This is a genomic window from Paracoccus sp. AK26, from assembly GCF_011801365.1.
In the GTDB taxonomy this organism is placed as follows: Bacteria; Pseudomonadota; Alphaproteobacteria; order Rhodobacterales; family Rhodobacteraceae; genus Paracoccus; species Paracoccus aerius.
In genome coordinates this window covers 299,516-323,626 of record NZ_CP041045.1, presented here as the reverse complement: position 1 = coordinate 323,626, position 24,111 = coordinate 299,516, and the positions used below count along the sequence as shown (strand labels likewise).

The window sequence follows — 24,111 nt, the reverse complement described above, 5'->3', positions numbered from 1 at the left end:
GTCTATCCCGCCCGTTTCTTCAGCCGCGGGTCCAGCATGTCGCGTGCGGCATCGCCCAGAAGGTTGATCGACAGGATGCACAGCGACAGCGCCAGCCCCGGATACAGGATCAGTTCCGGCTTGATGCGGAAGAACATGCGCCCCTCGGCCATGATGTTGCCCCAGGTGGGGGTCTCGGTGCTGACGCCCGCGCCCAGGAAGGACAGGATCGCCTCGGTCAGGATGGCGGAGGCCAGGATATAGGTGCCCTGCACGATCAGGGGCGCCAGGGTGTTCGGGACCAGGTGGCGGACCAGGATTTTCGGCATTGATGTGCCAAGGGCGATGGCGGCCTCGACATAGGGTTCCTCGCGCGCCGCCAGCACAACGGCCCGGACCAGGCGCACGACGCGCGGGATTTCAGGAATGGTGATGGCCGCGATGACCGACCCGACCGACGGCCCGTTCAACGCGACAAGCGCGATGGCCAGCAGGATCGACGGGATCGCCATCAGCGCGTCCATCATCCGCATGATGATCGCATCTGCCGTCCGAAAGAAGCCCGCGACCATGCCAATCACCAGCCCGATCAGGACCGAAACCACGGCGGTGGCGATGCCGATGATCAGCGACAACTGGCCGCCGATCAGCACCCGGCTGAAGATGTCGCGGCCGAAATTGTCGGTGCCCAGGGGGTGCCCTTCGATCGGGCCTTTCAGGCGAGCCAGCGGGTTCATGGTCAGCGGGTCATGCGGCGCGATCCACTGCGCCAGCAGCGTCAGCACCACGATGACAGCCAGGACCATGGCGGCGATCTTGCTGCCCCAGCCGAACTGCGGCAGCCGCAGCGCGCGAAGGACCGGCTGCATGGCAGAGGTCGGCGGCGGAATGGGGGACATCAGTAGCGGATCCTCGGGTCAAAGAAGCTGTAGCTGAGGTCGATGAGCAGGTTCACCAGCACGTAGAGAAAGCTGGTCAGCAGGATCATCGCCTGGATCACCGGATAGTCGCGGGCCAGGATGGCATCCACGGTCAGCCGCCCGATGCCGGGGATGTTGAACACCGTTTCCGTCACCACCACGCCGCCGATCAGCAGCGCGAAGCCCGACCCGATCACTGTCAGGATCGGGACTGCCGCGTTCTTCAGCGCGTGGCGGAACAGGACGGTGCGTTCCGGCGCCCCCTTGGCGCGGGCAGTACGAATGTAATCCTCGCCCAGCACCTCGAGCATGTTGGCCCGCGTCATGCGCGCGATCAGCGCGATATAGATCGTGCTCAGCGTCAGCGCGGGCAGGAAGGCGTTGGACAGGAATGCGCCCAGGCCGCTGCCGACGGGCGTATAGCCTTGGACCGGGAACCAGCCCAGCTTCAGCGAAAAGATCAGGATGAAGAGATAGCCGATCACGAAGACCGGGACCGAAAAGCCCAGGACCGAGAAGGTCATCACGGCATAATCAGCCCCGCTGCGGTGCTTCCAGGCCGCCAGCACCCCCATCGGCACGGCCATGGCGACCGACATGAGGATGGTCAGGATCGCGATGGCGAAGGTCGGGCCCATCCGGTCGGCGATCATGGCGGACACCGGCGTGTTCGAGATCAGCGAGACCCCCAGGTCCCCCTGCAGCAGCCGCCCCAGCCAGGTTACGAACTGGATATGCAGCGGCTGGTTCAGGCCCATCGCCTCTCGGATGCGTTCAAGCTGCGCGGGGGTTGCCATGTCGCCCGCGATGATCGCGGCGGGATCGCCCGGGGTCAGGCGCAGCAGCAGGAAGACGAAGACGGCGACCAGCAGCATCACGGGAATGACGGCCAGGATGCGCCGCAGGATGTAACCCAGCATCAGGTTTCCTCGGATCGGACGGGCAGGTCAGGGGCAGCGGCGCGGCGCCGCCCCCGCAGGCGATCATTCGGCCTTCTGAAGGTTCCAGAACACCGGCACGGGCGAGTTGATCATGTCCGTGATACCGGCGCGGCGTGCCTGGGGCAGGGTGTACTGGCCCAGCGGGATCAGCAGTCCGTTGTCGATGGCATGGGCCTGGATTTCCTCGGCGACGGCCTTCTGTGCTTCGGCGTCGGTGGCGTCGATGAAGTTCTCCTTCAGTTCCTCGACCTTTTCATCGGTGGGCCAGCCGAACCAGGCGTCATCGCCCCGGCCGTTCAGCATCGGGTTCGAGATCGGGTTCGAGATTTCCGGCACCATCCAGTTGGTGATGAAGATGTTCCATCCGCCTTCGGCCGGGGCCGCCTGGCTGGCGCGGCGGGTCACCAGGGTTTGCCAGTCCATCGGCTGCAGATCGACCGTGAAGCCCGCCTCGCGCAGGGCCTGGGACACCACGACCGGCTGCGTGGCAAGCGCCACCATGTCGGTGGGGGCCATCAGCACGACAGGTGTGCCGTCATAGCCTGCTTCCTCCAGCAGCGCCTTGGCCTCGTCGACGCCCCCGCCCTGCGTCAGGGTCTCGGTGCCGACCTCGCTGCCCAGGGGGGTGCCGCAGCCCATGATGGCGCCGCAGACCTGGTAGTATTCAGGATTGCCGACCATCGCAGCCAGCACGGGTTCCTGCTGGATCGCCTTCAGCGCGGCCTGGCGGATCTGCTGGTTGTCGAAGGGCGGGTGCAGGAAGTTCATCCGCACCATGGTCTGCATCCCGGTCGGTTCGCGCTTTTCCACGACGATGTTCGGATCGCCTTCCAGCAACGGCAGCAGATCGACCTGCATCTGTTCGATATAGTCTATCTCTCCGCCCGAAAGGGCGTTCACGGCAGTCTGGATGTCGGGCATGTTGACCCATTCGACGCGGTCGACGTTCACGACCTTGCCGCCTGCCATCCAGTCGGCGGGCTCGTCGCGGGGAACGTATTCGTCGAACTTTTCATAGACGACGGTCAACCCGGGCTGGAACTCTTCTTTCACGAAGCGGAAGGGGCCGGAGCCGGTGTAGTCGGTGATCGCCTCGTCGGCCGAGGTTTCGGCGACGCGGGCCGGCATGATGAAGGGCGGCAGCGCCGACTGCTTGGACAGCATGTCCAGCATCGGCACGAAGGGTTCGGTCAGGGTCCAGGCGATGGTCTTGTCGTCCGTCGCCTCCAGGCTGGCGGTGCGGTCCATGATGACCTGCCCGCCCGCGTCCTTGAGCCCCCAGCGTTTCAGCGAGGCAACGGCGTCGGCGGCCGTCACCGGCGTGCCGTCGTGGAAGGTCAGCCCGTCCCGCAGGGTAAAGGTATAGGTCAACTGGTCGTCCGACACGGCCCAGTCGGCCATCTGCGGCTGCGGCTGGAACTGGCTGTCCTGCGCGATCAGCACGTCATAGATCATGTAGGCGTGGTTGCGGGTGATGTGGGCCGTGGTAATGACCGGGTCCAGGACGCGCAGTCCAGAATGCATCACGGCCTTGACCGTCGTTTCGGCCCAGGCGGTGCCGGTCAGCATGGTCGAGGCAAGAAGCGTCGCTGTCAGTCGGTTGAACATGAGGTCCTCTCTGTCGATGGTTGCCGCGGGCCGATCTTGGCGTCAGCCTTGCGCGGGTGGGGTGAATGGCAGGCCGCCCGGTTCCAGCCGGATGCCGGGGTGCAGGTGGCGAAAGGGCAGGCTGGCCGGGCTGATGGGCATCGGCCCTGGCGCGGCGCAGATCAGGATGGCGTCGGCGATGGGCGCGAAATCGGCGCGAAAGTGGTTCGAGCTCTTGACCACGAGGATGGCCTGCGCCTCGGGCTCGATCCCCAGGAAGCGGAACATCTCGCGGTCGGCCATCTGGGCCTTTTCAGAGGCGACAGCAACTCGGACCCCGCCGATGCGCAGGCAGGCACAAGGGCCCAGTTGCAGATGCGCCCCGCCATAATAAGGGCCTGTCGCGTGGCAATGGCCGTCCGACAGGCTTTCGACCTCGAAGGTGGCTGTATAGGGCGCGTCGCCATCGATGCCGGACTTGCCGCCGAGCGAGATTTCGATCCGCGCCCCTTTCCCCGCGGCATGGGCGGCGGCGGCTGCCTGAGGGTCGCTGATCAGCCCGATGGCCGCGTCCTGCGCATCCGCTGCGACCAGTGCCCGCAACATGCCCGTCGTATCGGAATCGCCGCCCGCGCCGGGATTGTCCTGCGTGTCGGCGATGACGACGAGGCGCGTGGCCGTGGCGGCAAGGCGCTGCGCCTCGGCCACGCCCTCGTCGGGCAGGAAGAACCGGCCCTGGAAGGCAGGCTCGGCCTCGCGGACAGCCCCTGCGATGCGGTCGGCGGCGTCGTCGGCCTGGTCCTGGCTTTCCCCATAGGCCACGACCGAGGGGCGGCAATCGGCGAAATCCGCCGCCGGAAAGCCCATGAAGAACGACGCGCAGATTCCTTTGGCGTCGAAGTCCGCCACTAGGTCGTAAAGCCCGGCCGCGGGCTGGCCCATCGTCGATTGCCAGGCGATCGGGATCAGGAAATCAAGCTGCCGGAACGCCTTGAAGTTCGCGCGTCCCCGCATCAGGCGATCCAGTTCGGCCGCTGCCCGCTGTCCGGTCAAAGCCATGTCTACATGCGGATACGTGCGGAATCCCACCAGCCGGTCGGCCCCATGGACCATCTGCGCGCTGATGTTGCCGTGCAGATCAAGCGCGGCAACGATGGGAACATCGGCGCCCACGACATCACGCACCCGCGCGATCAGCGGCCCTTCGCCATCGGGGGCGCCTTCGGCCACCATGGCACCATGCAGGTCCAGGAACACGCCGTCCACCGGCAGGACCCGGCGCAGGCCCTTGACGATCTCGTCAGTGATGGCCCCATAGCAGGCGGCGGTCACCGGTGCCGACGGGACGGCCCCCGCCCAGACCAGCGGCAGCAGTTGCCAACCATGGCTTTCGGCATGGTCGATGGCGCCGGCGACCGGCAGGTTGACCTGCCGCGCGCGTTCCAGGATCTGCGCACCCCGGCTTAGCGGCAGATAACCGCCGCCTTGTTCAAAGGCGGCCATGTCCGCCGGGCTTGGGGCAAAGGAATTGCTTTCATGGACGAACCCCGCAAGAGCAACGCGCGGCGCCTGATCTTGATTGGAAGGTTCCGACATGCTGTATTGCTGTCCGATACAAGTGCATTGCATCGTGAGTTTATTGACCGCAATTTCCTTATGTCAACGTCGGAGATGCAGATGATGCAGCAAAAGTCGGAACCAGCTTCTTCCGAAGATGATGATCCTCTTTTCATTCAATCACTTGCGCGCGGAATGACTGTTCTAGAGGCATTTCGCCAGGCGGAAGGTCCGCTGTCGCTGGCACAGATCGCTGCCCGGACGGGGCTGACCCGCAGCGCGGCGCAACGCCTTGTGCATACCTTCCGCAAGCTGGGCTACCTGACCCTGTCCGAGGATGGGCGCGGCTTTCGCCTCGACCTGCCGATCCTGGACCTGACGCATGATTACCTGCGGCTGAACCCCCTGGTCCGCCGCGCCAGCCCGGTGCTTCTGGAACTGCGGCGCAATGTCCGCGAACGCGTCGACCTGTCGCTGTTCGACGGGCGGCGGATGGTTTACGCCGCGCGGATGCAAAGCAAGCGCGAGACGTTCTTTGCCACGCTGGTGGGCAACAGCGTGCCGACGGCCTGCACCTCCGGGGGCTGGGCCGTGCTGGCGATGCTGCCCGAGGCCGAGGTGGACGCGATCCTGGACGATCACCCGATCCCCCAGATCACGCCCCGCACGTTGACCGATCCCGCCGCCATCCGTCGCCAGATCGCCCTGACGCGCGAGAATGGCCATGCCCTGGCGATCGAGCAGATCCTGATGGGCGAGGTGGCCCTGGGGGTCGCCATACCCGACGCAGACGGGCGGCCGATAGCCGCCATCCACATCGCGGCATCGCTGTCGGAATGGGCCCCCGAGGATTTCCGCCGACGCGTCGCCCCCCTGGCCGCCGAGGCTGTGCGCAGCATCCTGCCGGGCTGACGGTGCGCCGCAGGGTAGGGCTGCACTGACCGGAATCGTGGCACCGTATTGGCATCACGACCAGGCGGACGGTGCGGCGCTGCATCGTGCCGACGGGCAGGGTCTCTGCCCCGGCAGTTGGCCCTGCCCTGGCGAGACCGCACCTAGATCGCTGAACTCCACCACACAGCGGACAACCGTTGCCTTGATCTTGGGCCACAAGGGCGATGCCTGCCCGTTTCTTGACCACTCCTGCCCGGCCGCATCCACCCGACATTGCGCAGGGAAGGGCCGACGTGCCACGACGGGGGCAGCCATGTCGAAGCCTCTTCTCATCGTCGTTGTCGAACCCGACCCGGATCGCGCCCAGCCCATTGCCGAAGGGTTGCGCGACACCGGGCAACACGACGTCCGCATCATCGCGGAACAATCGGGCCTTGCGCGCAAGGTGGCCGAACTGCGTCCCGATGTGGTCCTGATCGACATCGCCAACCCTTCGCGCGACGTGCTCGAGGAACTGGCGCTTGCATCTGGGCCGTCCGAGCGGCCCGTGGCGATGTTCGTGGACAGGTCGGACGAACAACTGACGCGGGCGGCCATCGAGGCCGGGATTTCCGCCTATGTCGTCGACGGGTTGCGCGCGGAACGGATCAAGCCGATCCTGGATGCGGCCATCGCCAGGTTTCACATCTTCCAGCAGATGCGGGCCGAACTGGCCGCCACCCGCGCCGCGCTCGAGGAACGCAAGATCATCGACCGGGCAAAGGCGCTGCTGATGAAGGCGCGCGGCCTGGACGAGGAAGCGGCCTACGGCCTGCTGCGCAAGGCGGCGATGGATCAGGGCAAGCGCATGGCCGATATCGCGCAACAACTGGTGATGGCGGCAGGGTTGCTGGGCCGATGACGACGCTGCGCCTCGGTTATGTTCCCCTGATCGACGCGGCCCCCCTGATCGTCGCGCAGGAACTGGGCTTTGCCGCCGAAGAAGGGCTGAGGCTGGATCTGGTCCGGCTTGGCGCTTGGGCGCAGGCGCGCGACATGCTGGGCGCCGGAATGATCGAGGCAGCCCACATGCTGGTGCCCATGCCGGTGGGGCAGGCGCTTGGGCTTGGGCCGTCGCTGCCCCCGATGGATCTGGTCATGTTCCTGTCGCACGGGGGGCAGGTCGTGGCCGTCAACCGCGATCTTGAACAGCGCCTGCGCGACAGGGGCCATGATTTCGCATTCAACGACGCGCGGGCCGCCGGTGCTGCTCTACGCCAGGCGGTGACGGGGCGGCTGCGGATCGGCGTGCCCTTTCATTTCTCGACCCAATTCGAACTGGTCCGGCATTGGCTGGCAAGCTGCGGCCTTGCCGCGTCCATGCTGGACCTCGTCACCGTGCCGCCGCCGATGATGGCAAATGCCCTGGCGCGCGGCGAGGTCGAGGCGATCTGCGTGGGCGAGCCCTGGGCCAGCGTTTCGGTTGACCGGGGGCTGGCGGCCCTGCTGCTGCCCGGCACCGCGATCTGGGCCTCTCCCCCCGAAAAGGGGCTGGTGCTGCTGCGCGATTTTGCCGATGCGCGGGAACAGGAAGCAGGCGCGTTGATGCGGGCCGTCTGGCGGGCGGGGCGCTGGCTGGACGAAGAAGGCCGTCGCGGCACGGCGGCGGAAATCATCTCTCGGCCCGCCTATCTGGACCTGCCGCCAGAGCTTGTGGAACGCGGGCTGACAGGGCGGATGACCGTCTCTGCCCGCGGCGAGATCCGGGAAACGCCCGGTTTCGTTTCCTTCAACGAAGGGGCAGCCAGTTTTCCGTGGAAAAGCCTGGCCGCGCTTTTTGCGCAACGCTTGGCCCTGGCGCATGGCCTTGACCCGCAGGACGCGGGGGTCCGGGCCATGGGGCATTTCCGCACCGATCTTTACCGCCGGCACCTGCGTCCTGCGGGGGCGCCCCTGCCCGGTGCCTCGCAACGGATCGAGGGGGCGTTGTCCGCCGACCGCACGGTCGCTGCGGAACGTGGCAGCATGATCCTGCGCGCCGACGGCTTTTTCGACGGCATGACCTTTGATCCCGCCGCAGTTGGCTAGCCGACCGGGGCCTCCGTCCTGCCCGCCGCCGCGGTGCGAAGCAGGTTTTTCAGGTCGGGCTTGCACGACCCGCAATTCGTTCCGGCGCCAAGCGCGCGCCCGATGGCCTCGACCGTCATCAGCTTTTGCGTTTCGATGCCGTGCAGGATCGTGTTCATGCCGATGCTGAAGCAGGCGCAGACCAAGGCCCCCGCATCAGGCTGGTCGGCCCCCGGACGCCCCGCCAGGATGTCGCCGCCACATCCGGCGTTCAGCGAGGCGATCAGGTGGCTGCGCGACAGCATGACGGGATGGGGCGCGACAAACAGCGCGGCCTGAAGCCGGCCATCCGCGATGAAGGCCAGGCGCCGGATGCCCTTCCGGGGGTCGTGGACCGCCAGCGGCTCGCCTGTCATGCCAAGCATGGTGCGGGCTGTCTGGGTCCAGTCCTGGGGCTGGTCGGTCCCGGCCAGTTCCGCCTGGTGGCCCATCGGCAGGACCGCGCGTGCCCAGTAATCGCAGGCGGGCTGGATGGGACGGGTAGACACTGCAAAGCCATACCATTCTGCCTTGAACGGCCTGATCGCCACATTGGCAGATTTCGATGCCGGCTGGCCCGAGACGGGGTCAACCACCCCTGGCACCAAGGCGTCGATGCGTGCGCGGGACGCCGTCTCGTTCGTCCAGTGGATCGGCGCGAAGGGGTGGCCAGGCGCCACGCGGTCCGTCACCAGAACCCGAAGGATGGCGCTTCTATGGGGGCTTGCCACCTGAGCCAGGTCCGCATGCCGCAGGCCAAGCCGGGCGGCGTCCGCCGGGTGCAGTTCCAGGAACGGCTCGGCCAGGTGGCGGGACAGGCGCGGCGACAGGCCGGTCCGGGTCATCGTATGCCAATGGTCGCGGACACGGCCGGTGTTCAACAGGAACGGCCAGGCCCCGGGGGCGGGCTGTGGAAGGCGCGGCGTCACGGATACCATCCGCGCCCGGCCCGAAGCTGTGTGGAAGCGGCCGTCGCCGAAGAAGCGTCCGCCCTTGCGGCGGGGGGATTGCGGCCAGAGGAACGGCTGCAAGCTGTCGTATTGCGGCCCGGTGATGCCGGCATGGTCGGATATGTCGAAGTCGCCGCCAAGTGCGCCCGCCACGCCCGACAGCGCCGCATGTTCGGCAAAGACCTGCCCCGGGCTGTCCCAGGCAAAGGCATCGGCCCAGCCCATGCGGGCGGCAACATCGGCGATGATGCGCCAGTCATCGCGCGCCTGTCCGGGCGCGGCAAGGCTGCGCCGCTGGCGGCTGATGCGGCGTTCGGAATTGGTGACGGTGCCGTCCTTTTCGCCCCATCCCGTGGCCGGCAGCAGCACATGGGCCAGGCGCGTCGTGTCCGTCCGCGCCATCATGTCGGACACGACCACGAAATCGCAACCGGCGATGGCACGGGCGACGCGGTCGGCCTCGGGCATTGACACGGCAGGATTGGTGCAGATGATCCACAGGGCCTTGATGCGGCCGTCCTCGACCGCGCGGAACATGTCGACGGCCTTGAGGCCGGGCTTGGCGGCCATGCGGGGCGCCTGCCAAAATTTTCGCACCGCATCGCGATGCGCGGGGTTCTCGATCTCTAGGTGGCAGGCCAGCATGTTGGACAGGCCGCCGACCTCTCGACCGCCCATGGCGTTGGGCTGGCCGGTGACGCTGAAGGGGCCGGTGCCGGGGCGCCCGATCCGGCCGGTCGCCAGGTGGCAGTTCAGGATGGCATTGACCTTGTCGGTGCCGCTGTCCGACTGGTTGATGCCCTGGGAATAGACGGTCACGACACGCCCGCTGCCGCACCACAGATCCAGGAACTGCTGCAGCGCGCTGTGCGGCAGGCCGGTCGCCTGCGGCAGCGTGGCCCGCGCCGTGGCCAGTGCCTCGGCCAGGCCATCGGGTCTATCCGTCACAAGCCCGCGCCGGTCTATCTCGGCCAGCAGCAGGTTGAACAGCACGGCGTCAGATCCCGGCGCCAGGGGCAGGTGCAGGTCGGCGATGTCGCAGGTGGCGGTGCGGCGGGGGTCGACGACGACGACCTTGGTGCCCCGTGACTCGCGCGCGGCGGCCAGGCGTTGATGAAGGACGGGATGGCACCAGGCGAGGTTCGATCCCACCAGGACCACGCAATCGGCCTGTTCCAGATCCTCGTAAAGGCCGGGCACGGTGTCCGATCCGAAGGCGCGCCGATGCCCCGCCACGGAGGATGCCATGCAGAGCCGCGAGTTCGTGTCGATATTGGCGCTGCCGATGAAGCCCTTCATCAGCTTGTTGGCGACATAGTAATCCTCGGTCAGCAACTGGCCCGAGACATAGAAGGCCACCGAATCCGGGCCATGGCTGGCGATGCAGTCGGAAAACCGCCGCGCCACAAGGTCAAGCGCCTCATCCCAGCCTGCGTCTCGGCCGTCGATCTGCGGGGCCAAGAGGCGACCCTTGAGGCCGACCGTTTCGCCCAGGGCCGATCCCTTGACGCAAAGCCGGCCCAGGTTCGCGGGGTGGTCGGGGTCGCCCGCGACCGCCAGCCCGCCCGCGCCGTCGGGCGTTGCAAGGATCCCGCATCCGACCCCGCAATAGGGGCAGGTGGTCCGGATGGCGGGGCGGGGGTTCTGCATGGTCATCGGCAATCCTTCAGGCGGCGGCGCTGCGGCGGATCAGGCTGGCGTCGATCAGGATGCGCCCCCCCTGGACCCGGACGGCATAGGTCCCGACTGCCCCGTCGTCCGCGCCTTGGGCCTGCCCGGTGTTCAGGTCGAAGACCCAGTTGTGCAACGGGCAGGTGACCGCCGTGCCGTGGACGATGCCTTCGGACAGCGGCCCGCCCTTGTGGGGGCAGCGGTCGTCCAGGGCGAAGACCCTGTCATCGGCGGTGCGGAACACAGCCACGCAGCCTTGCGCGGTCCTGACCAGGCGCGCGCCTTGCCGGGGGATGTCGTCCAGGGATCCGATGTCGACGAAGACGGTCATTCCGCGGCCTCCAGCGTCAGGTCGGCGAGGGGCGCCCACTTGGGCGTCTCGGTGGGGGTGGAAAGGTCGGCCCAGGGGTCGCGGCGATAAACGGACTGGCTGATCTCGAACCGTTCGACCAGGGCGCGGCGGTTTTCCAGGTCGTCCACGACCTGCGCCTTGATCCAGTCGAGGCCCACCTTGCCCATCCACTTCCAGATGCGGTCCAGGTAGCGGGCGTGTTCCCGGTAAAGCTGGGTCACGGCCAGGATGATCTCGACCGCCTCGTCCTCGGACGGGGTGGATGCGAGGGGTTGGGTTTCCTTGACCTCCATTCCGGCCGCGCCGCCGATGACGATGTTATAGCCCGAATCCACGCAGACGACGCCGATGTCCTTGCAGGTGGCTTCGGCGCAGTTGCGGGGACAGCCGGACACACCCAGCTTCAGCTTGTGCGGCGTCCACGACCCCCACATCAGCTTTTCCAGCCTGATCCCGAGGCCTGTCGAATCCTGGGTGCCGACGCGGCAGAACTCCTTGCCGACGCAGGTCTTGACCGTGCGCAACCCTTTGGAATAGGCGGCGCCCGACACCATCCCGGCGGCGTTCAGGTCGGCCCACATATGCGGCAGGTCCTCCTTGCGCACACCCAGCAGGTCAATCCGCTGCCCGCCTGTGACCTTGACCATCGGCACGTTGTATTTCTCGGCAGCATCCGCGATGGCGCGCAGTTCGGCCGGAGTTGTGACGCCGCCCCACATGCGCGGCACCACCGAATAGGTGCCGTCCTTCTGGATGTTGGCGTGGTTGCGTTCGTTGACGAAGCGCGACTGGCGGTCGTCGCGGTATTCCAGCGGGTATTCCGCCAGCAGGTAGTAGTTCAGCGCCGGGCGGCAGGAATGGCAGCCGCCCACAGTCTTCCAGCCAAGCTCCTGCATGACGGCGGGGATGGACTTCAGCCCCATCGCCCGGATCAGGCGGCGCACGTCCTCGTGGCTGTGGTCGGTGCATTTGCACAGGCCGGCGGGGGTATCCTGAACCTCGCCCCCCAGAGCCAGGGCCATGACCTGCTGGACCAGCCCGCTACAGGTGCCGCAGGAGGCCGAAGCCTTGGTGCAGGCCCGCACGGTGTCCAGCGTGCAGGCGCCGCCTGCAACCGCATTCATGATTGCGCCCTTGGAAACGCCGTTGCAGCCGCAGATCTCCGCTTCAGGCGGCAAGGCTGCAACGGCCGCCATAGGGTCCGGGGCGGCACCCCCCTGAAAGGCCGGACCGAAGATCAGCGTGTCGCGCATTGGGCCGATGTCGGTGCCATCCTTCATCAGCCCATAGAACCATGCCCCGTCGGCGGTATCGCCATACATGACCACGCCGACGATGCGGTCGCTTTCCAGCACCAGTCGCTTGTAGATGCCGCGCCCCGGATCGCGGAAGACGATATCCTCGCGCCCCGGCGCTTCGGCGAAATCGCCCGCGCTGAACAGGTCGCAGCCCGTGACCTTCAGCTTGGTCGCGGTCTGCACGGGCGCGAACATCGCCGGCTGGTCCAGAAGCGTCTGCGCCAAGACCTTGGCCTGGTCATAAAGGGGCGCGACAAGGCCGAAGACCTGGCCGCGATGTTCCACGCATTCGCCAAGCGCGAAGATATGCGGATCGCTGGTGCGGAGGGCGTCGTCCACGACGATGCCGCGCTCGACCTCAAGATGCGCGTCATTGGCCAGCCGCACTTCGGGGCGGATGCCCACGGCCATGCAGACCAGGTCGGCGGGATAAACGGTGCCGTCCTCCAGCAGCACGGCCTCGGCCCGGTCGGTGCCCAGGATGGCCTTGGTCGCGCCCTGGCAATGGACGGTGATGCCCCGCCGTTCCAGGTCCTTTTGCAGCAGGTATCCCGCTGCCGGGTCAAGCTGGCGCTCCATCAGGTGGCCCATGAGGTGGATCACGGTGACGCGGGCGCCGCGCGCGGCCATGCCGGCCGCGGCCTCAAGCCCCAGCAGCCCGCCGCCGATCACCACGGCATCCTTGCCCGCCGTGTCGATCATCGCTTGCGTGTCTTCAAGGTCGCGATAGGTGACAACGCCCGGCAGATCCTTGCCCGGAACGGGGATGATGAAGGGCGCGGACCCGGTGGCGATGACAAGCGCGTCATATGGCGCGCCGCCGCTGCCCGAATAGACCACGCGGTTCTTGCGGTCGATCCGGACCACCGGCTCTCCGAAGCGGCAGTCGACGCCGTGGGCGGCATACCAGGCGTCGTCATGGGTGACGATCTGTTCATAGGTCTTTTCGCCCGACAGGACCGGCGACAGCATCAGCCGGTTATAGTTCCCGCGCGGTTCCGCGTTGAACAGCGTCACCTCGTAGGCGTCGGGGGCGGCGTCGAACAGTTGTTCCAGCATCCGGCCCGAGGCCATGCCCGCGCCAATGACGACAAGTTTCCTTTTCATGGCTTGCTCCTCAGGCGGCTTGCAGGACGGTGCGGGACCGGCGGATCGACAGGTGCATCCAAAGGGTGCAGCCCGCGACCAGCAGGAACAGGACGGCAAAGCAGCTGGACCACGATCCGGTCTGGTCCTTCAGCCAGCCGAACAGCAGCGGCAGAAGAAAGCCGCCGAGGCCGCCGATCATGCCGACCAGACCGCCCACCGCGCCCACGTTCTGCGGGTAATAGCTGGGGATGTGCTTGTAGACGGCGGCCTTGCCCAGGCTCATGAAGAAGCCCAGCATGAAGATCACCAGAAGAAAGCCTGCGACCGGCAGGCCCGGCAGCAGGACCAGGATGGCGGTCGCGGTCAGCGACACCATGAAGGTCGCGTAAAGCACCGACCGCGCGCCGATCCGGTCCGACAGAACGCCCCCGTAGGCGCGGAAGATCGAGGCGGGGACCGAATAGGCGGCCCCGACCAGCCCGGCGGTCTTCACGTCGAAGCCGTAGACCCCGATCAGGAAATGCGGCAGCCACAGCGCCAGGGCTACAAAGGCGCCGAAGCTGAAGAAGTAATAGGCCGAAAAGCGCCACACCCGCAGATCGCGCAGGGGTGCGAACTCGGCTCTCAGGCTGCGAAGCGGCGCTCGGCGGCCGCGATTGGCCGCGGTGACCGGATCATCGGTTGAGAAGGCCCAGAACAGCAGCGCGGTCAGCGCCAGCACAGCCGCCCAGATCTGCGCGGTGGCCTGCCAGCCAAGGGCGATCATCACAAAGGGCGCGGCAAACTTCGTGACCGCTGCCCCGACATTGCCGACCCCGAAGATGCCAAGCGCGGTGCCCTGGCGCGCGCCGTCGAAGAAACGCGACACGTAAGCCACGCCGACGGCGAAACTGCCACCGGCGATGCCCACGCCCAGGGCGGCGACCAGCATCTGCGGATAGGTCGTGGCCCAGGACAGAAGAAAGGTGGCCGCCGCGGCGGCAAGCATGGTCAGCGTGTAGACCAGCCGTCCGCCCAGGCGGTCGGTGGCGACGCCCAGCACGACGCGGACCAGGGATCCCGTCAGGATCGGGGCGCCGACCAGCAGGCCGAATTGCGTCTCGGTCAGGGAAAGCTGGTCGCGGATCTGGATGCCGATGATGGAAAAGATCGTCCAGACCGCAAAGCAGACGGTGAAGGCTGCGGTGGACAGGCTCAGCGCGCGACGCGCATCGCCGGAGGCGGCGGGAATGGGGACGGACATGGATGCTCCGATGGCTGACGGGGATCAGTGGCTGTCAGAAGCGCGATGCCGAGAAGCCGGGCAGGACCGGCCACACCGTGACGCTTCGGGAATTGCCGCATCGTTGCGAGCGGGCCGGTGGCGCTTCGTTGCGCCGGGCCATGAACCAGTCCTTAGCTTATGAGGGGTGCCCCGGCCCATCCATTCGGCGTTACTCGCCCGCTGAAGATGTTTTCAGGGGATGACCTGCCTGCTTTGTGCCTGCAGTGCCTGTATCCTGGTCAGTTTGGAAACGCGTGCGGGACGAGATAACGGGTTTGAAGTCGATCGGGCAGAATCACCCTGTCGCTCGAAGGCAACGGCTATTCGGCCTTGTAGTGCAGGCTGGCCGAAACCTCGGCCCCGCAGGCGGTGGCGCGGGCGCGCGTGGCGCCGTTCAGCGGCAGCGGGCCGAGCCTGGCCCCGGTGATGATGAGATCGCCCCGGCGCAGCGGCAGGCCTTGCTGCGCGGCATGACTGGCAAGCCACGCCAGGAAGGAAAGGGCGTCGTCCGGGCCTTGCACGGTTTCGGCGGCCTCGACAGGCTGGTCGTCCAGCCACAGGCGGATGCCCAGCGGTCCGCTTGTCGCCTCGCGCCAGTCCTCCAACGGGTCGCCCAGCACGATCCCGCCCGCGCTGAAGGCGTCGGCCATGGCCTCCAGCGGAGCGACCGCCGTCCGGTCGGCATAGCGCGAGGCGACGATCTCGAAGCAAAGCCGCACCTCGGCGATGGCGGCCAGGACCGCGGCCTCGTCCGCGCCGGGGGCAAGATCGGCGCCAAGGATCAGGGCGGTCTCGACCTCGATGGAGGCGTCGGGGGGCAGGGGCGGCGATGTGTCGCCCGAAGATGCGATCAGCCCGCCGGGCAGGGCGCCGGCATGACGGTCGCGACCGCCCAGCAGCGCCATCTTCCAGGCCCCTCCGCCCAGTTCGGCGATCACTGCGCGCTGCACGGCATAGGCCGCCGCCGTATCGGGCGGCGTCACCGGCAGGCCGGGCGGACGGGGCGCGCCCTTGCGGATGTCCAGCAGCGTGCGTGCGGCGGCGGCGGCGTCAAAGGCAAGGGTCATGGCAGGCTTTCGTTCGTTGGCAGAGCGGGCATCGCGGTGCGGGGAATGACTGCGCCCGGATGTGTCACGACAACCGAGGCAAGCCGCGCCCCGGCGGCAATGGCCCTGTCCACCGTCAGTCCCGCCATGCGCGCGGCAAGAAGCCCCGCATTGAAGCTGTCGCCCGCGCCGGTGGTATCGACAGCCGCCACGGGGGGCGGCAACTCGTGCCGTTCACTCCTGTCGCTTCCGGTGGCGCAGCGCAGGACGGGTCCGCCGCCGGTGGTCAGGATGATCTCGGCATCGGTCATGCCGCGCAGGGCAGCGACGGCCCCGGCCGGGTCGGCGCTGCCGAAGCAGGCCGCCATGTCGTCAAAAGAAGGCAGCAGCAGCGAAGCCAGCTTTGCCGCACGGGCGATCGCATCCCTTGCGGTCGCGGCATCGGGCCACAGGGCAGGGCGGTAGTTCGTGTCAAAGACCACGGCCGCCCCCTGCGCCCGCCGCTGTTGCAGCGCGTCCAGCAGCGCTGCTCGCCCCGCCGGGCGCAACACGGCCAGCGCCACCGCGGACAGGAACAACGTGTCGGCATGATCCAAAGCATCAAGACCCGCGCCGTCCCCGAACATGTCCCGGAAGGGCGACTGGTCGCGCCAGTAGGCGAAGCTGCGTTCGCCTGCCGCGTCGGTGGCGACGAAGCTGAGACCCGGCCGTGCGCCCGGACGTTCCAGCAGGAAGCGGGTATCAACGCCTTCCCCTGCTATCTGTGCGCGAAGCCATTGGCTGTGCGGGTCGTCCCCCAGGCAGGACAGGTAGCCGACCCTTCCCGGCCCCATCAGCCGCGCCAGGTAGATGGCGGTGTTCAGCGTGTCGCCCCCGGCCCTGCGGTCGAAGGTCGAGGGGGCGTCGCGCCGGCTGGTGAACTCGATCAGCGGCTCGCCGATGGACAGGACGCGCATGGGTCAGCCGGGATAGGGGGTGGGCAAGGGCTGGCCCGCGAAATGGGCGGCGAGGTTGTCCAGCACCAGTTGCGCCATGGCCCGCCGCGCCTGGACCGTGGCCGATCCGATATGCGGCGTCAGCACGCAATTCGGCGCATCCAGCAGCGACTGCGGCACGTCCGGTTCGTCGTCGAAGACATCCAGTCCCGCCCCGGCAATGGTGCCCGATTGCAAGGCAGCAGCCAGCGCCGCCGTGTCCACGACCGGCCCGCGGGCCACATTGACGACGATCCCCTGGGCGCCAAGCGCAGACAGGACGGCGGCATCGACCAGGCTGCGGGTCCCCTCGCCACCCGCTGCGGTCACGAACAGCAGCTCGCAATCCTGCGCCAGGCTGACCGCATCGGGGCGGAAGCTGTCGGGGCTGTCGGGCCTTTCGCTTCGGGCGGTATAGCTGACAACCATCCCCAGACCGCGCAGCATGTCCGCCAGCCGCCGGCCGATGCGGCCATAGCCGAGGATCCCGGCCCGCCGGTCCAGGACCGAGGAAGCCAGCCCCAGCTTGCCGCCCCCGGCCCATTGGCCCGCGCGGACGAAGCGGTCGCCCTCGGCCACCTGCCGGCCCGTGGCAAGCGCCAGGGCCAGGGCCATTTCCGCCACGGCCTGCGACAGCACGTCGGGCGTCGTGGTCACGGCGATGCCGCGGCGCGCGGCCTGGGCCAGGTCCACCGCATCGACGCCGACGCCGTTCACCGCGATCAGCCGCAGCGCGGGAAGCTGCGCCATCTGCGCCGTCGACAGGCCGACATTGCCTGCGGTCACCACCGCCTCGACATCGGCGGCATCCGCGATGTCGCGCAGGACGTGATAGTCGCCTTCCAGCCGCTGGGCCATGTCCTGCGGCTTGAGGTCGGCGAGGCAAAGGATCCGGGGCCGGGTCATGCGATCTGCCCCAGGAAGTTGCGCAGGCGGTCATTCTGCGGGTTTCCGAAGAACGCGTCGGGCGCGCCTTCCTCGACGATGACGCCCTTGTCCATGAAGATCACCCGGTCGGCGACGGCGCGTGCGAACTCCATCTCGTGCGTGACGCACAGCATGGTCATCCCCTCGCGGGCAAGGTCGATCATCGTGTCCAGAACCTCCTTGACCATCTCGGGGTCGAGGGCCGAGGTCGGTTCGTCGAACAGCATGATCCGCGGCTTCATGCACAGCGCGCGGGCGATGGCCACGCGCTGCTGCTGGCCGCCGGACAGTTGTGCAGGATACTTGTCGGCCTGTTCGGGGATCTTGACGCGTTCCAGGTAATGGCGGGCAGTCGCCTCGGCCTCGGCGCGCGGGGTCTTGCGCGTCTTCATGGGCGACAGGACGCAGTTCTCCAGCACGGTCATGTGCGGGAACAGGTTGAAGTTCTGGAACACCATGCCGACGTCCTGGCGCACCTTGGCCACGTTGTCGCCGCCCGCGGTCAGTTCCACGCCGTCCACCACGATGGTGCCGGACTGGATCGGTTCCAGCTGGTTGATGGTGCGGATCAGCGTGGACTTGCCCGACCCGGACGGGCCGCAGATGACGATGCGTTCCCCCCGCCGCACGGTCAGGTCGATATCCGCCAGGGCATGAAAGCCGCCGTAGTATTTGTTGACGGCGCGCATGATGATCGCGTCTTCGGTCATTGTCCTGCTCCCTGCAAGAAGCGGCCCGGCCGCGGGGGCCGGGCTGTCGCGGTTACTCGGCGGTCTTGACGAAGTCGGGCAGCGGCTCGCCCAGCCATTTCTGGTGGATTTCGTCCAGCGTGCCGTCGCTGCGGGCGGTCTGGACAAAGGCGTTCACCTTTTCCAGCAGCGCGTCGGATCCTGGCGCCACCGCGATGCCCTGCACCTGGCTGGACAGGTCGAACTTCTTGTCGAACTTGCCCGCCGCGACCTTGTCCACCTGCAGGAAGACCACATTCGACAGGCCGATCAGGTTGACCTGGCCCGACAGCAGCGCCTGAACCGCGCTTGCGTCGTCGTCGAAGCGGCGGATTTCCGTGCCCTCGGGGGCGACCTCGGTCACGCCGGTGTCCTGCGTCGAGGCGCGGGCCACGGCGATGGTCTGTCCGGCCAGATCGGCGGGTTCCGCCACCTCGGTTCCCGTTGCGCCATAGACGGCGATGCTGATGCCCGCATAGGGGGCCGAGAAATCGACCCGTTGGGCCCGCTCCTCGGTGATGCCCAACGAAGCCACCAGCACGTCCACCTGCCCCGACAGCAGATAGGGGATGCGGTTCGGCCCCGTCACCGGCACGATCTGCGCCTGCACCCCCAGCGATTCCGCCAGGGCCTTGGCCACGTCGGCGTCATAGCCGTCGGGCGTGCCCGAGGCGTCCTGGATGCCAAAGGGCGGGAAATCGACCAGCATCCCGACCTTGATCGTGCCGGCGCTTTCGATGGCGGCCAGGTCTGCGGCGGATGCGGGCATGGCAAGGCCCAGGGCCAGCGAGGACGCGGCCAGGGCGGTGAACAGGCGACGGTTGAGCTTCATGGTTTCTCCTCCTCGAGATTCAGCGGGTGACGGCAAGGCGCATCCGCGCCTCGAGCCTGCGGGCCATCAGCGACAAGGGCCAGCACAGGATGAAATACAGGATGGCCACGGTGCCAAAGACCAGGAACGGCTTGAAGGTGGCGTTGTTGACGATCTGGCCCGCGCGGGTCAGTTCGGTGAAGCCGATGATGGATGCAAGCGAGGTGCCCTTGATCAGCTGCACCAGGAAGCCCACCGTCGGCGCGGTGGCGATGCGCATGGCCTGGGGCAGCACCACATGGCGCATCCGGTGGGGATATGACAGCGCAAGGGCCGTCGCGGCCTCGGTCTGGCCCGAGGGGACGGCCTCGATGCTGCCGCGCCAGATTTCGCCCAGATAGGCGCTTGCGTGCAGCGTCAGGGCGACGGCGGCGGCCAGCAGGGGGTCGATCGGCAGGCCCACCACGGCCAGCCCGAAATAGACCAGGAACAGCTGCATCAGCAGCGGCGTGCCCTGGAACACCTGGATGAAGCCCGCCGAAATCCGGCGCAGTGCCTTGCTGCCCGAGGTGCGCGCCAGGGCGATCAGCAGGCCGCCCACCGCGCCGCCAAGGAAGGCCACGGCCGACAGGACCAGCGTCCAGCGGACGGCCATGACGATGAACATCACATCGGCGGATGAAAACTCGCGGATCATGTCAGCGGCTCGCGGGATAGGTGAAGAAGGCGCGGCGGACGACGCCGAACAGCGTGGAAAAGCCGAGCGCCAGCAGGAAATACATCACCGTCAGGACCAGGTAGATCTCGAAGCTGGCGAAGGTGCGGGCGTTGAGGTCCGCCCCCGCCGAGGCCAGGTCGTTGGCCGAGATGACCGAAACCACGCTGGAGGTCAGCATCAGGTAGATGAACTGGCTGGTCAGCGCCGGATAGATGTTGCGCAGCGCGGGCACCACGACGACATAGCGGAAGATATGGATCGGGCTGAGGCCAAGCGCCCGCCCGGCCTCGATCTGGCCCTTGGGGATGGATTCGATGCCCGCGCGGATGATCTCGGTCCCGTAGGCGCCGACGTTGATGACAAGGGCCACAAGCGCCGCCGTGTTCGGCGACATCGAGATGCCTACGGCGGGCAGCCCGAAGAAGATGAAGAAGATCTGGATCAGGAAGGGCGTGTTCCGGATCACCTCGACATAGACATCGACCAGCCACCGCAGCGGGCGGATGCCCGAGGTCTTCGCGACTGCGCCCAGCAGCGAGACGATAAGGCCAAGGATCATCGCCAGGAACGACAGCCGCACCGTCAGCCATGCCCCGTAAAGCAGCAGGTCGAGGTTATCGAAAACCGGCTGGAAGTTGAACTGATACATCTGCCCTCCCCTGCGGATGTGTCGCTTCCCGTATTTAGAACGATCTAAAACAGAATCGACCGGAAGTCAAACCTTTTGGAAGCTGCTGTCCCTGACGACCAGCCGGGGGGCCACGATGTCGCGTTGCGGCACAGCGGCCGGATCGGCCAGCCGGCGCGCCAGAAGCCCTGCCGCGTTCCGCCCGATGCGTGGCGCGTCCATGGCGACGCTGGTCAAGGCGGGATGGGTCAGTTCGGCCAGGGGCAGGTCATCCAGGCCCACCACCGCGATGTCGCGGCCTGGTTCGCATCCCGCGCGGCGCAGGCCCGCCATCAGGCCGGCCGCAAGCACGTCATTGAAGCACAGGACCGCCTCGGGCCGTGTTCCAAGCGCGAGGATCTGCGCCGCCGATTGCGCCGCGCCTTCCCAGGTCAGATCTGCCTCGACAACGCCCGCATTGGTGATCCCGGTTTCCGTCAGGGCGCGGGCAAAGCCCGACAGCCGTTCCTCTCGGGCCGAGGTGCGGGCGGTGACGGACAGGAAGGCAAGGCGGCTGTAGCCTTGTGCGACCAGATGGCGTACGGCAAGCCTGACGGCCGCGACATAGTCCGCGCCGGCGAAATCCAGCGGCGGCCCCACTTCGCGAAGGGCCTGGACCAGCGGCATTCCCCATCCCGCGATGCGGGCAGGAAGCTGGGGTTCCGTGCCAACGGCGGGGCAAAGGATGACCCCGTCCACCCCATGCCCGCGAAACCGCTGAAGGATCGCGTCCTGGCGCCATGGATCATCCCGGCTGTTGGCAAGCAGCACCACACGGTCGTCCTGCGCCATCACATCCTCGACCCCCGACAGGAACTCGGTGAAGAACGAGTTGACGAGGTTGGGCACGATCACGCCCACCGTCCGGCTGGAATTGTTGCGCAGCCGCGCAGCGCCGATGTCGCGGACATAGTCCATATCGGCCATGATCCGCTCGACCCGCTCGCGGGTGTGGTCGGCAACCAGGGGGGATTTCCGCACCACCAGCGATACCGTTGCCCGCGACACCCCCGCGGCCTGCGCGATTTCCTCCAGCGTCACCCGTTTCTGCCGCATTCGCCGTCCCCCCGTGGCCTTGCGTTATGCGCCAAGGGCGGGGCGGGCTGTCAAGCCTGCTGCGGAACGGCCGGGGGATGACGACGGTCAAGTGGATGCCTGCACCGGTCGGACGTCGACTTGCCCTGTCTCAGACCGGATAATCCGGCCCCCACGTCCTGATCGCGTCCCGGCGCAGCATCGCGCGTTCAATGGCGTCAAGCCGGTTGCAGCGGTCTTCCGCATTGCCGTCCCGGCCGGCCTTCCGCCAGATGCGCGCGGCTGAACGCGCGCTCCAGGGCAGGGCGGCCCGGGCCAGCCAGCCGCGAAGCTCTGGCGGCAGATGGTCGAACTCCTCCATCGGCCGGGCGCGCAGCCGTTTCCGGAGCGAAGTCGCAAGGTTCCCGCCCATGGTCGTCAGGCCGCCCCGCGAGCGCCCCAGGCGGGGAAGGGATCGGGCAGCTTGGCCCAGCTTTCGGGGGCGAAATCGTCACCGGCGACAAGGGCGGCGTCAAGGGCGCCGGTGATTGCGGCAGGGTCCATGCCTGTGCCGATGAAGACGATCTCCTGCCGCCGGTCGCCCCAGGGATCTTGCCAAAGGCGGGCAACGGCATCCAGGCCTTCGGTCACCGTGGGCCAGTGCTTGCGCGGCACGCCCGCCCACCACCGCCCCAAGGGACTGACCGAGGAGATCGCCCCGGCCAGGCTGAACTCGGCCACCCAATCCGGGCGCGAGGCGATCCAGAAATGGCCCTTGGCCCGGATCACGCCGGCCAGGTCGCCGTTCAGAACCGCATGGATCCTAGCGGGATCAAAAGGCCGCCGCGCGCGATAGACGAATGAGGAAATGCCGTATTCCTCGGTCTCGGGGATGTGGTGGTCGAAGCCGTAAAGCTCTTTCGCCCAAAGCGGATGCTGATGCGCCCGGTCAAAGTCGAACAGCCCGGTTTCGAGGATCAGCGCCGCATCGACGCGGGCGAAGTCGGTCTCGATCAGCCGGGCATCTGGGTTCAGCGCGCGGATGATGCTGCGTGCCTGGGCCAGCCTGTCGCGGCCCGCGGCCGTGATCTTGTTCAGCACGATCACGTCTGCAAACTCGATCTGGTCGGTCAGCAGGTTGGCCAGCGTCCGGTCGTCGCCACCGCCCAGGCTTTCGCCCAGGTCGGACAGGACGTCGTGGCTGGAGAAATCGCGCGTCAGGTTCGCGGCATCGACCACGGTGACCATCGTGTCCAGTCGCGCTACGTCCGACAGGCTGTGGCCCGCATCGTCACGGAAATCGAAGGTGGCGGCAACGGGAAGGGGTTCGGCGATGCCGGTCGACTCGATCAGCAGATAGTCGAACCGGGCTTCGCGGGCCAGACGACCCACCTCGGCCAGCAGGTCGTCGCGCAGCGTGCAGCAGATGCAGCCGTTGGTCATCTCGACCAGGGTTTCCTGCGACCGCAACAGTTCGGTTCCCGCGCGAACCAGGTCGGCGTCGATATTGACCTCGGACATGTCGTTGACAATCACCGCGACGCGGCGGCCGTCGCGATTGTTCAGCACATGGTTCAGAAGCGTGGTCTTTCCGGCGCCCAGGAAGCCCGACAGGACGGTGACGGGCAGACGGGGATCGTCCAGGGATGAAGGGGGCATCGGCGTGTCCTGAAACGTAATAACGTAACAATCCGTATACCCAGTCACCGGGACGCCATGCAAGAGGCGATTGCGCCGGGGCTGACGGTCAGCGGCCTCCGGTCGCCCCGCCGATCAGCTTGTCCGCCAGGCTGCGGATGTTCGGATCCGAGGCTTTCGGGACGATCCGGTAGGCCGCATTGACGAAGCAGAAGATCGCGAATCCGACCAGGCCCAGGCAGACCCCGATCACCAGAAGCCGCCCATACGCCTGTTCCGATAGCCAGGAAAACGCCTCTCCGACGCCGCCGGCCTCTTGGGGATTGGCCCGCCAGGAAGCGAACAGGAACAAAAGCCCGATCACGCCTATGACGACGCCCTGCGCCATCACGCCTGCCTTCAGCACGCTGTTCCACCGGGCGGTAAAGTGGTTGGCGCGCAGGTGCTTGCGATAGTCGTTGCGCCAGCCTTGCCGCAGGTAATAGGCGCCGGCACCCAGGATCAGCAACGCGACAAGGCCGATCAGCCAGCGGCCCCCTGGCCAGGCCATGACCGCACCGACATAGCGCGGGATGCTTGAGCCTTCGCCTTCGGACCCGGAACCGAACAGCAGCGAGAAGGCCAGCACTCCGATCCCCAGGTGAATGATGCCCGTCACCACCATGCCCAGCCGGGCAACGATGCCCTTTGCCTCGCTGCCGTAATCCTCAAGGTCCCAGACGGCGTCGACCACGCGCCAGACGGCATAGGCCAGCATCCCCAGAAGGATCAGGAACAGCGCCGCCCCGCCGCCCCAGCTGCTCTCAAGCCAGCCAAGGGCCGAGGACGTGTCCTGCGCCTGTCCACCGCGATAAAGCGACCAAAGCGAAATCCCCGCCACCGCCAGATAGACCAGCCCCCGCCCGCCATAGCCAAGCCGCATCAGCGGGATCGCCCATCCCATGTCGTTTCCGGCCATCTTCGCCATGTCTCATCCCCCTGCTTGCGCATGCGCCACCGGC

Annotated in this window: 22 protein-coding genes; 3 read left to right on the top strand and 19 right to left on the bottom strand. The window is 67.3% G+C overall.

The window, feature by feature from the left end:
• Positions 1-2 precede the first annotated feature (2 nt).
• From FIU66_RS17300 to FIU66_RS17285, 4 genes are all read right to left on the bottom strand, one after another.
• Positions 3-878, bottom strand: coding sequence for an ABC transporter permease (locus tag FIU66_RS17300; RefSeq protein WP_167624126.1), 876 nt, complete (start codon positions 876-878; stop codon positions 3-5).
• On the bottom strand, positions 878-1,819 hold the full coding sequence (locus tag FIU66_RS17295; protein ID WP_167624125.1) for an ABC transporter permease: 942 nt from the start codon (positions 1,817-1,819) through the stop codon (positions 878-880). The genes FIU66_RS17300 and FIU66_RS17295 overlap by 1 nt, the downstream gene beginning before the upstream one ends.
• A gap of 63 nt (positions 1,820-1,882) precedes the next feature.
• Entirely contained in the window at positions 1,883-3,448 is a 1,566-nt protein-coding gene (locus FIU66_RS17290) for an ABC transporter substrate-binding protein (protein WP_167624124.1), read from the bottom strand.
• Positions 3,449-3,490: 42 nt separating this feature from the next.
• Positions 3,491-5,023: a M81 family metallopeptidase gene (locus FIU66_RS17285; protein ID WP_167624123.1), complete on the bottom strand. Its 1,533-nt coding sequence runs from the start codon at positions 5,021-5,023 to the stop codon at positions 3,491-3,493.
• A 156-nt stretch (positions 5,024-5,179) separates the two neighbouring features.
• Between FIU66_RS17285 and FIU66_RS17280 the strand changes: the two genes are divergently transcribed.
• The 3 genes from FIU66_RS17280 (at position 5,180) to FIU66_RS17270 (ending at position 7,945) form a co-directional block, all read left to right on the top strand.
• Entirely contained in the window at positions 5,180-5,896 is a 717-nt protein-coding gene (locus FIU66_RS17280; protein ID WP_370528978.1) for an IclR family transcriptional regulator, read from the top strand.
• A gap of 295 nt (positions 5,897-6,191) precedes the next feature.
• Complete coding sequence (locus tag FIU66_RS17275; protein ID WP_167624122.1) at positions 6,192-6,779, top strand: ANTAR domain-containing response regulator; 588 nt, start codon at positions 6,192-6,194, stop codon at positions 6,777-6,779.
• Positions 6,776-7,945, top strand: coding sequence for an ABC transporter substrate-binding protein (locus FIU66_RS17270; RefSeq protein WP_167624121.1), 1,170 nt, complete (start codon positions 6,776-6,778; stop codon positions 7,943-7,945). Before FIU66_RS17275 ends, FIU66_RS17270 begins: the two co-directional genes overlap by 4 nt.
• Here FIU66_RS17270 and FIU66_RS17265 read toward each other — a convergent pair.
• The 15 genes from FIU66_RS17265 to FIU66_RS17195 form a co-directional block, all read right to left on the bottom strand.
• Positions 7,942-10,569 carry a nitrate reductase gene (locus FIU66_RS17265; RefSeq protein ID WP_167624120.1) on the bottom strand — a complete coding sequence of 876 codons (2,628 nt, stop codon included), beginning with the start codon at positions 10,567-10,569 and terminating at the stop codon, positions 7,942-7,944. The genes FIU66_RS17270 and FIU66_RS17265 overlap by 4 nt on opposite strands.
• Positions 10,570-10,579: 10 nt before the next feature.
• On the bottom strand, positions 10,580-10,915 hold the full coding sequence (gene nirD, locus FIU66_RS17260; RefSeq protein WP_167624119.1) for a nitrite reductase small subunit NirD: 336 nt from the start codon (positions 10,913-10,915) through the stop codon (positions 10,580-10,582).
• Positions 10,912-13,341, bottom strand: a complete 2,430-nt coding sequence (gene nirB, locus FIU66_RS17255) for a nitrite reductase large subunit NirB (RefSeq protein ID WP_167624118.1) — start codon at positions 13,339-13,341, stop codon at positions 10,912-10,914. Before nirB ends, nirD begins: the two co-directional genes overlap by 4 nt.
• Positions 13,342-13,351: 10 nt before the next feature.
• Entirely contained in the window at positions 13,352-14,566 is a 1,215-nt protein-coding gene (locus FIU66_RS17250; RefSeq protein ID WP_167624117.1) for a nitrate/nitrite transporter, read from the bottom strand.
• Between the two features lie 341 nt (positions 14,567-14,907).
• Entirely contained in the window at positions 14,908-15,654 is a 747-nt protein-coding gene (locus FIU66_RS17245) for a fumarylacetoacetate hydrolase family protein (protein WP_167624116.1), read from the bottom strand.
• The gene (locus FIU66_RS17240; protein WP_167624115.1) at positions 15,651-16,589 is read right to left on the bottom strand and encodes a sugar kinase; all 939 of its coding nucleotides are present in this window, start codon (positions 16,587-16,589) and stop codon (positions 15,651-15,653) included. Before FIU66_RS17240 ends, FIU66_RS17245 begins: the two co-directional genes overlap by 4 nt.
• Before the next feature lie 3 nt (positions 16,590-16,592).
• Positions 16,593-17,513, bottom strand: a complete 921-nt coding sequence (locus tag FIU66_RS17235) for a 2-hydroxyacid dehydrogenase (protein ID WP_167624114.1) — start codon at positions 17,511-17,513, stop codon at positions 16,593-16,595.
• Entirely contained in the window at positions 17,510-18,244 is a 735-nt protein-coding gene (locus FIU66_RS17230; protein ID WP_167624113.1) for an amino acid ABC transporter ATP-binding protein, read from the bottom strand. Before FIU66_RS17230 ends, FIU66_RS17235 begins: the two co-directional genes overlap by 4 nt.
• Before the next feature lie 52 nt (positions 18,245-18,296).
• Positions 18,297-19,094, bottom strand: coding sequence for a transporter substrate-binding domain-containing protein (locus FIU66_RS17225; protein ID WP_167624112.1), 798 nt, complete (start codon positions 19,092-19,094; stop codon positions 18,297-18,299).
• A 19-nt stretch (positions 19,095-19,113) separates the two neighbouring features.
• Positions 19,114-19,770: an amino acid ABC transporter permease gene (locus tag FIU66_RS17220; RefSeq protein WP_167624111.1), complete on the bottom strand. Its 657-nt coding sequence runs from the start codon at positions 19,768-19,770 to the stop codon at positions 19,114-19,116.
• Position 19,771: 1 nt separating this feature from the next.
• A complete protein-coding gene (locus FIU66_RS17215) occupies positions 19,772-20,440 on the bottom strand; it encodes an amino acid ABC transporter permease (protein WP_167624110.1) in 669 nt (222 codons plus the stop codon).
• Positions 20,441-20,506: 66 nt separating this feature from the next.
• Positions 20,507-21,514: a LacI family DNA-binding transcriptional regulator gene (locus FIU66_RS17210; RefSeq protein ID WP_167624109.1), complete on the bottom strand. Its 1,008-nt coding sequence runs from the start codon at positions 21,512-21,514 to the stop codon at positions 20,507-20,509.
• Between the two features lie 130 nt (positions 21,515-21,644).
• A complete protein-coding gene (locus FIU66_RS17205) occupies positions 21,645-21,905 on the bottom strand; it encodes a DUF6525 family protein (protein ID WP_167624108.1) in 261 nt (86 codons plus the stop codon).
• Between the two features lie 5 nt (positions 21,906-21,910).
• Complete coding sequence (locus tag FIU66_RS17200; RefSeq protein ID WP_167624107.1) at positions 21,911-23,131, bottom strand: GTP-binding protein; 1,221 nt, start codon at positions 23,129-23,131, stop codon at positions 21,911-21,913.
• An 88-nt stretch (positions 23,132-23,219) separates the two neighbouring features.
• A complete protein-coding gene (locus FIU66_RS17195) occupies positions 23,220-24,077 on the bottom strand; it encodes a DUF1206 domain-containing protein (RefSeq protein WP_240544817.1) in 858 nt (285 codons plus the stop codon).
• Positions 24,078-24,111: the final 34 nt, after the last annotated feature.

What these genes read in the sequence shown, in the direction of transcription:
- FIU66_RS17295 (WP_167624125.1), bottom strand. Translation starts at nt 1,819, where the DNA reads ATGCTGGGTTACATCCTGCGGCGCATCCTGGCCGTCATTCCCGTGATG.
- nirD (WP_167624119.1), bottom strand. Translation starts at nt 10,915, where the DNA reads ATGACCGTCTTCGTCGACATCGGATCCCTGGACGACATCCCCCGGCAA.
- FIU66_RS17285 (WP_167624123.1), bottom strand. Translation starts at nt 5,023, where the DNA reads ATGTCGGAACCTTCCAATCAAGATCAGGCGCCGCGCGTTGCTCTTGCG.
- FIU66_RS17265 (WP_167624120.1), bottom strand. Translation starts at nt 10,569, where the DNA reads ATGACCATGCAGAACCCCCGCCCCGCCATCCGGACCACCTGCCCCTAT.
- FIU66_RS17240 (WP_167624115.1), bottom strand. Translation starts at nt 16,589, where the DNA reads ATGCGCGTCCTGTCCATCGGCGAGCCGCTGATCGAGTTCACCAGCCGG.
- FIU66_RS17290 (WP_167624124.1), bottom strand. Translation starts at nt 3,448, where the DNA reads ATGTTCAACCGACTGACAGCGACGCTTCTTGCCTCGACCATGCTGACC.
- FIU66_RS17230 (WP_167624113.1), bottom strand. Translation starts at nt 18,244, where the DNA reads ATGACCGAAGACGCGATCATCATGCGCGCCGTCAACAAATACTACGGC.
- FIU66_RS17215 (WP_167624110.1), bottom strand. Translation starts at nt 20,440, where the DNA reads ATGTATCAGTTCAACTTCCAGCCGGTTTTCGATAACCTCGACCTGCTG.
- FIU66_RS17270 (WP_167624121.1), top strand. Translation starts at nt 6,776, where the DNA reads ATGACGACGCTGCGCCTCGGTTATGTTCCCCTGATCGACGCGGCCCCC.
- FIU66_RS17245 (WP_167624116.1), bottom strand. Translation starts at nt 15,654, where the DNA reads ATGACCCTTGCCTTTGACGCCGCCGCCGCCGCACGCACGCTGCTGGAC.
- FIU66_RS17200 (WP_167624107.1), bottom strand. Translation starts at nt 23,131, where the DNA reads ATGCCCCCTTCATCCCTGGACGATCCCCGTCTGCCCGTCACCGTCCTG.
- FIU66_RS17275 (WP_167624122.1), top strand. Translation starts at nt 6,192, where the DNA reads ATGTCGAAGCCTCTTCTCATCGTCGTTGTCGAACCCGACCCGGATCGC.
- FIU66_RS17250 (WP_167624117.1), bottom strand. Translation starts at nt 14,566, where the DNA reads ATGTCCGTCCCCATTCCCGCCGCCTCCGGCGATGCGCGTCGCGCGCTG.
- FIU66_RS17300 (WP_167624126.1), bottom strand. Translation starts at nt 878, where the DNA reads ATGTCCCCCATTCCGCCGCCGACCTCTGCCATGCAGCCGGTCCTTCGC.
- FIU66_RS17235 (WP_167624114.1), bottom strand. Translation starts at nt 17,513, where the DNA reads ATGACCCGGCCCCGGATCCTTTGCCTCGCCGACCTCAAGCCGCAGGAC.
- FIU66_RS17225 (WP_167624112.1), bottom strand. Translation starts at nt 19,094, where the DNA reads ATGAAGCTCAACCGTCGCCTGTTCACCGCCCTGGCCGCGTCCTCGCTG.
- FIU66_RS17195 (WP_240544817.1), bottom strand. Translation starts at nt 24,077, where the DNA reads ATGGCGAAGATGGCCGGAAACGACATGGGATGGGCGATCCCGCTGATG.
- FIU66_RS17280 (WP_370528978.1), top strand. Translation starts at nt 5,180, where the DNA reads ATGACTGTTCTAGAGGCATTTCGCCAGGCGGAAGGTCCGCTGTCGCTG.
- FIU66_RS17210 (WP_167624109.1), bottom strand. Translation starts at nt 21,514, where the DNA reads ATGCGGCAGAAACGGGTGACGCTGGAGGAAATCGCGCAGGCCGCGGGG.
- FIU66_RS17205 (WP_167624108.1), bottom strand. Translation starts at nt 21,905, where the DNA reads ATGGGCGGGAACCTTGCGACTTCGCTCCGGAAACGGCTGCGCGCCCGG.
- FIU66_RS17220 (WP_167624111.1), bottom strand. Translation starts at nt 19,770, where the DNA reads ATGATCCGCGAGTTTTCATCCGCCGATGTGATGTTCATCGTCATGGCC.
- nirB (WP_167624118.1), bottom strand. Translation starts at nt 13,341, where the DNA reads ATGAAAAGGAAACTTGTCGTCATTGGCGCGGGCATGGCCTCGGGCCGG.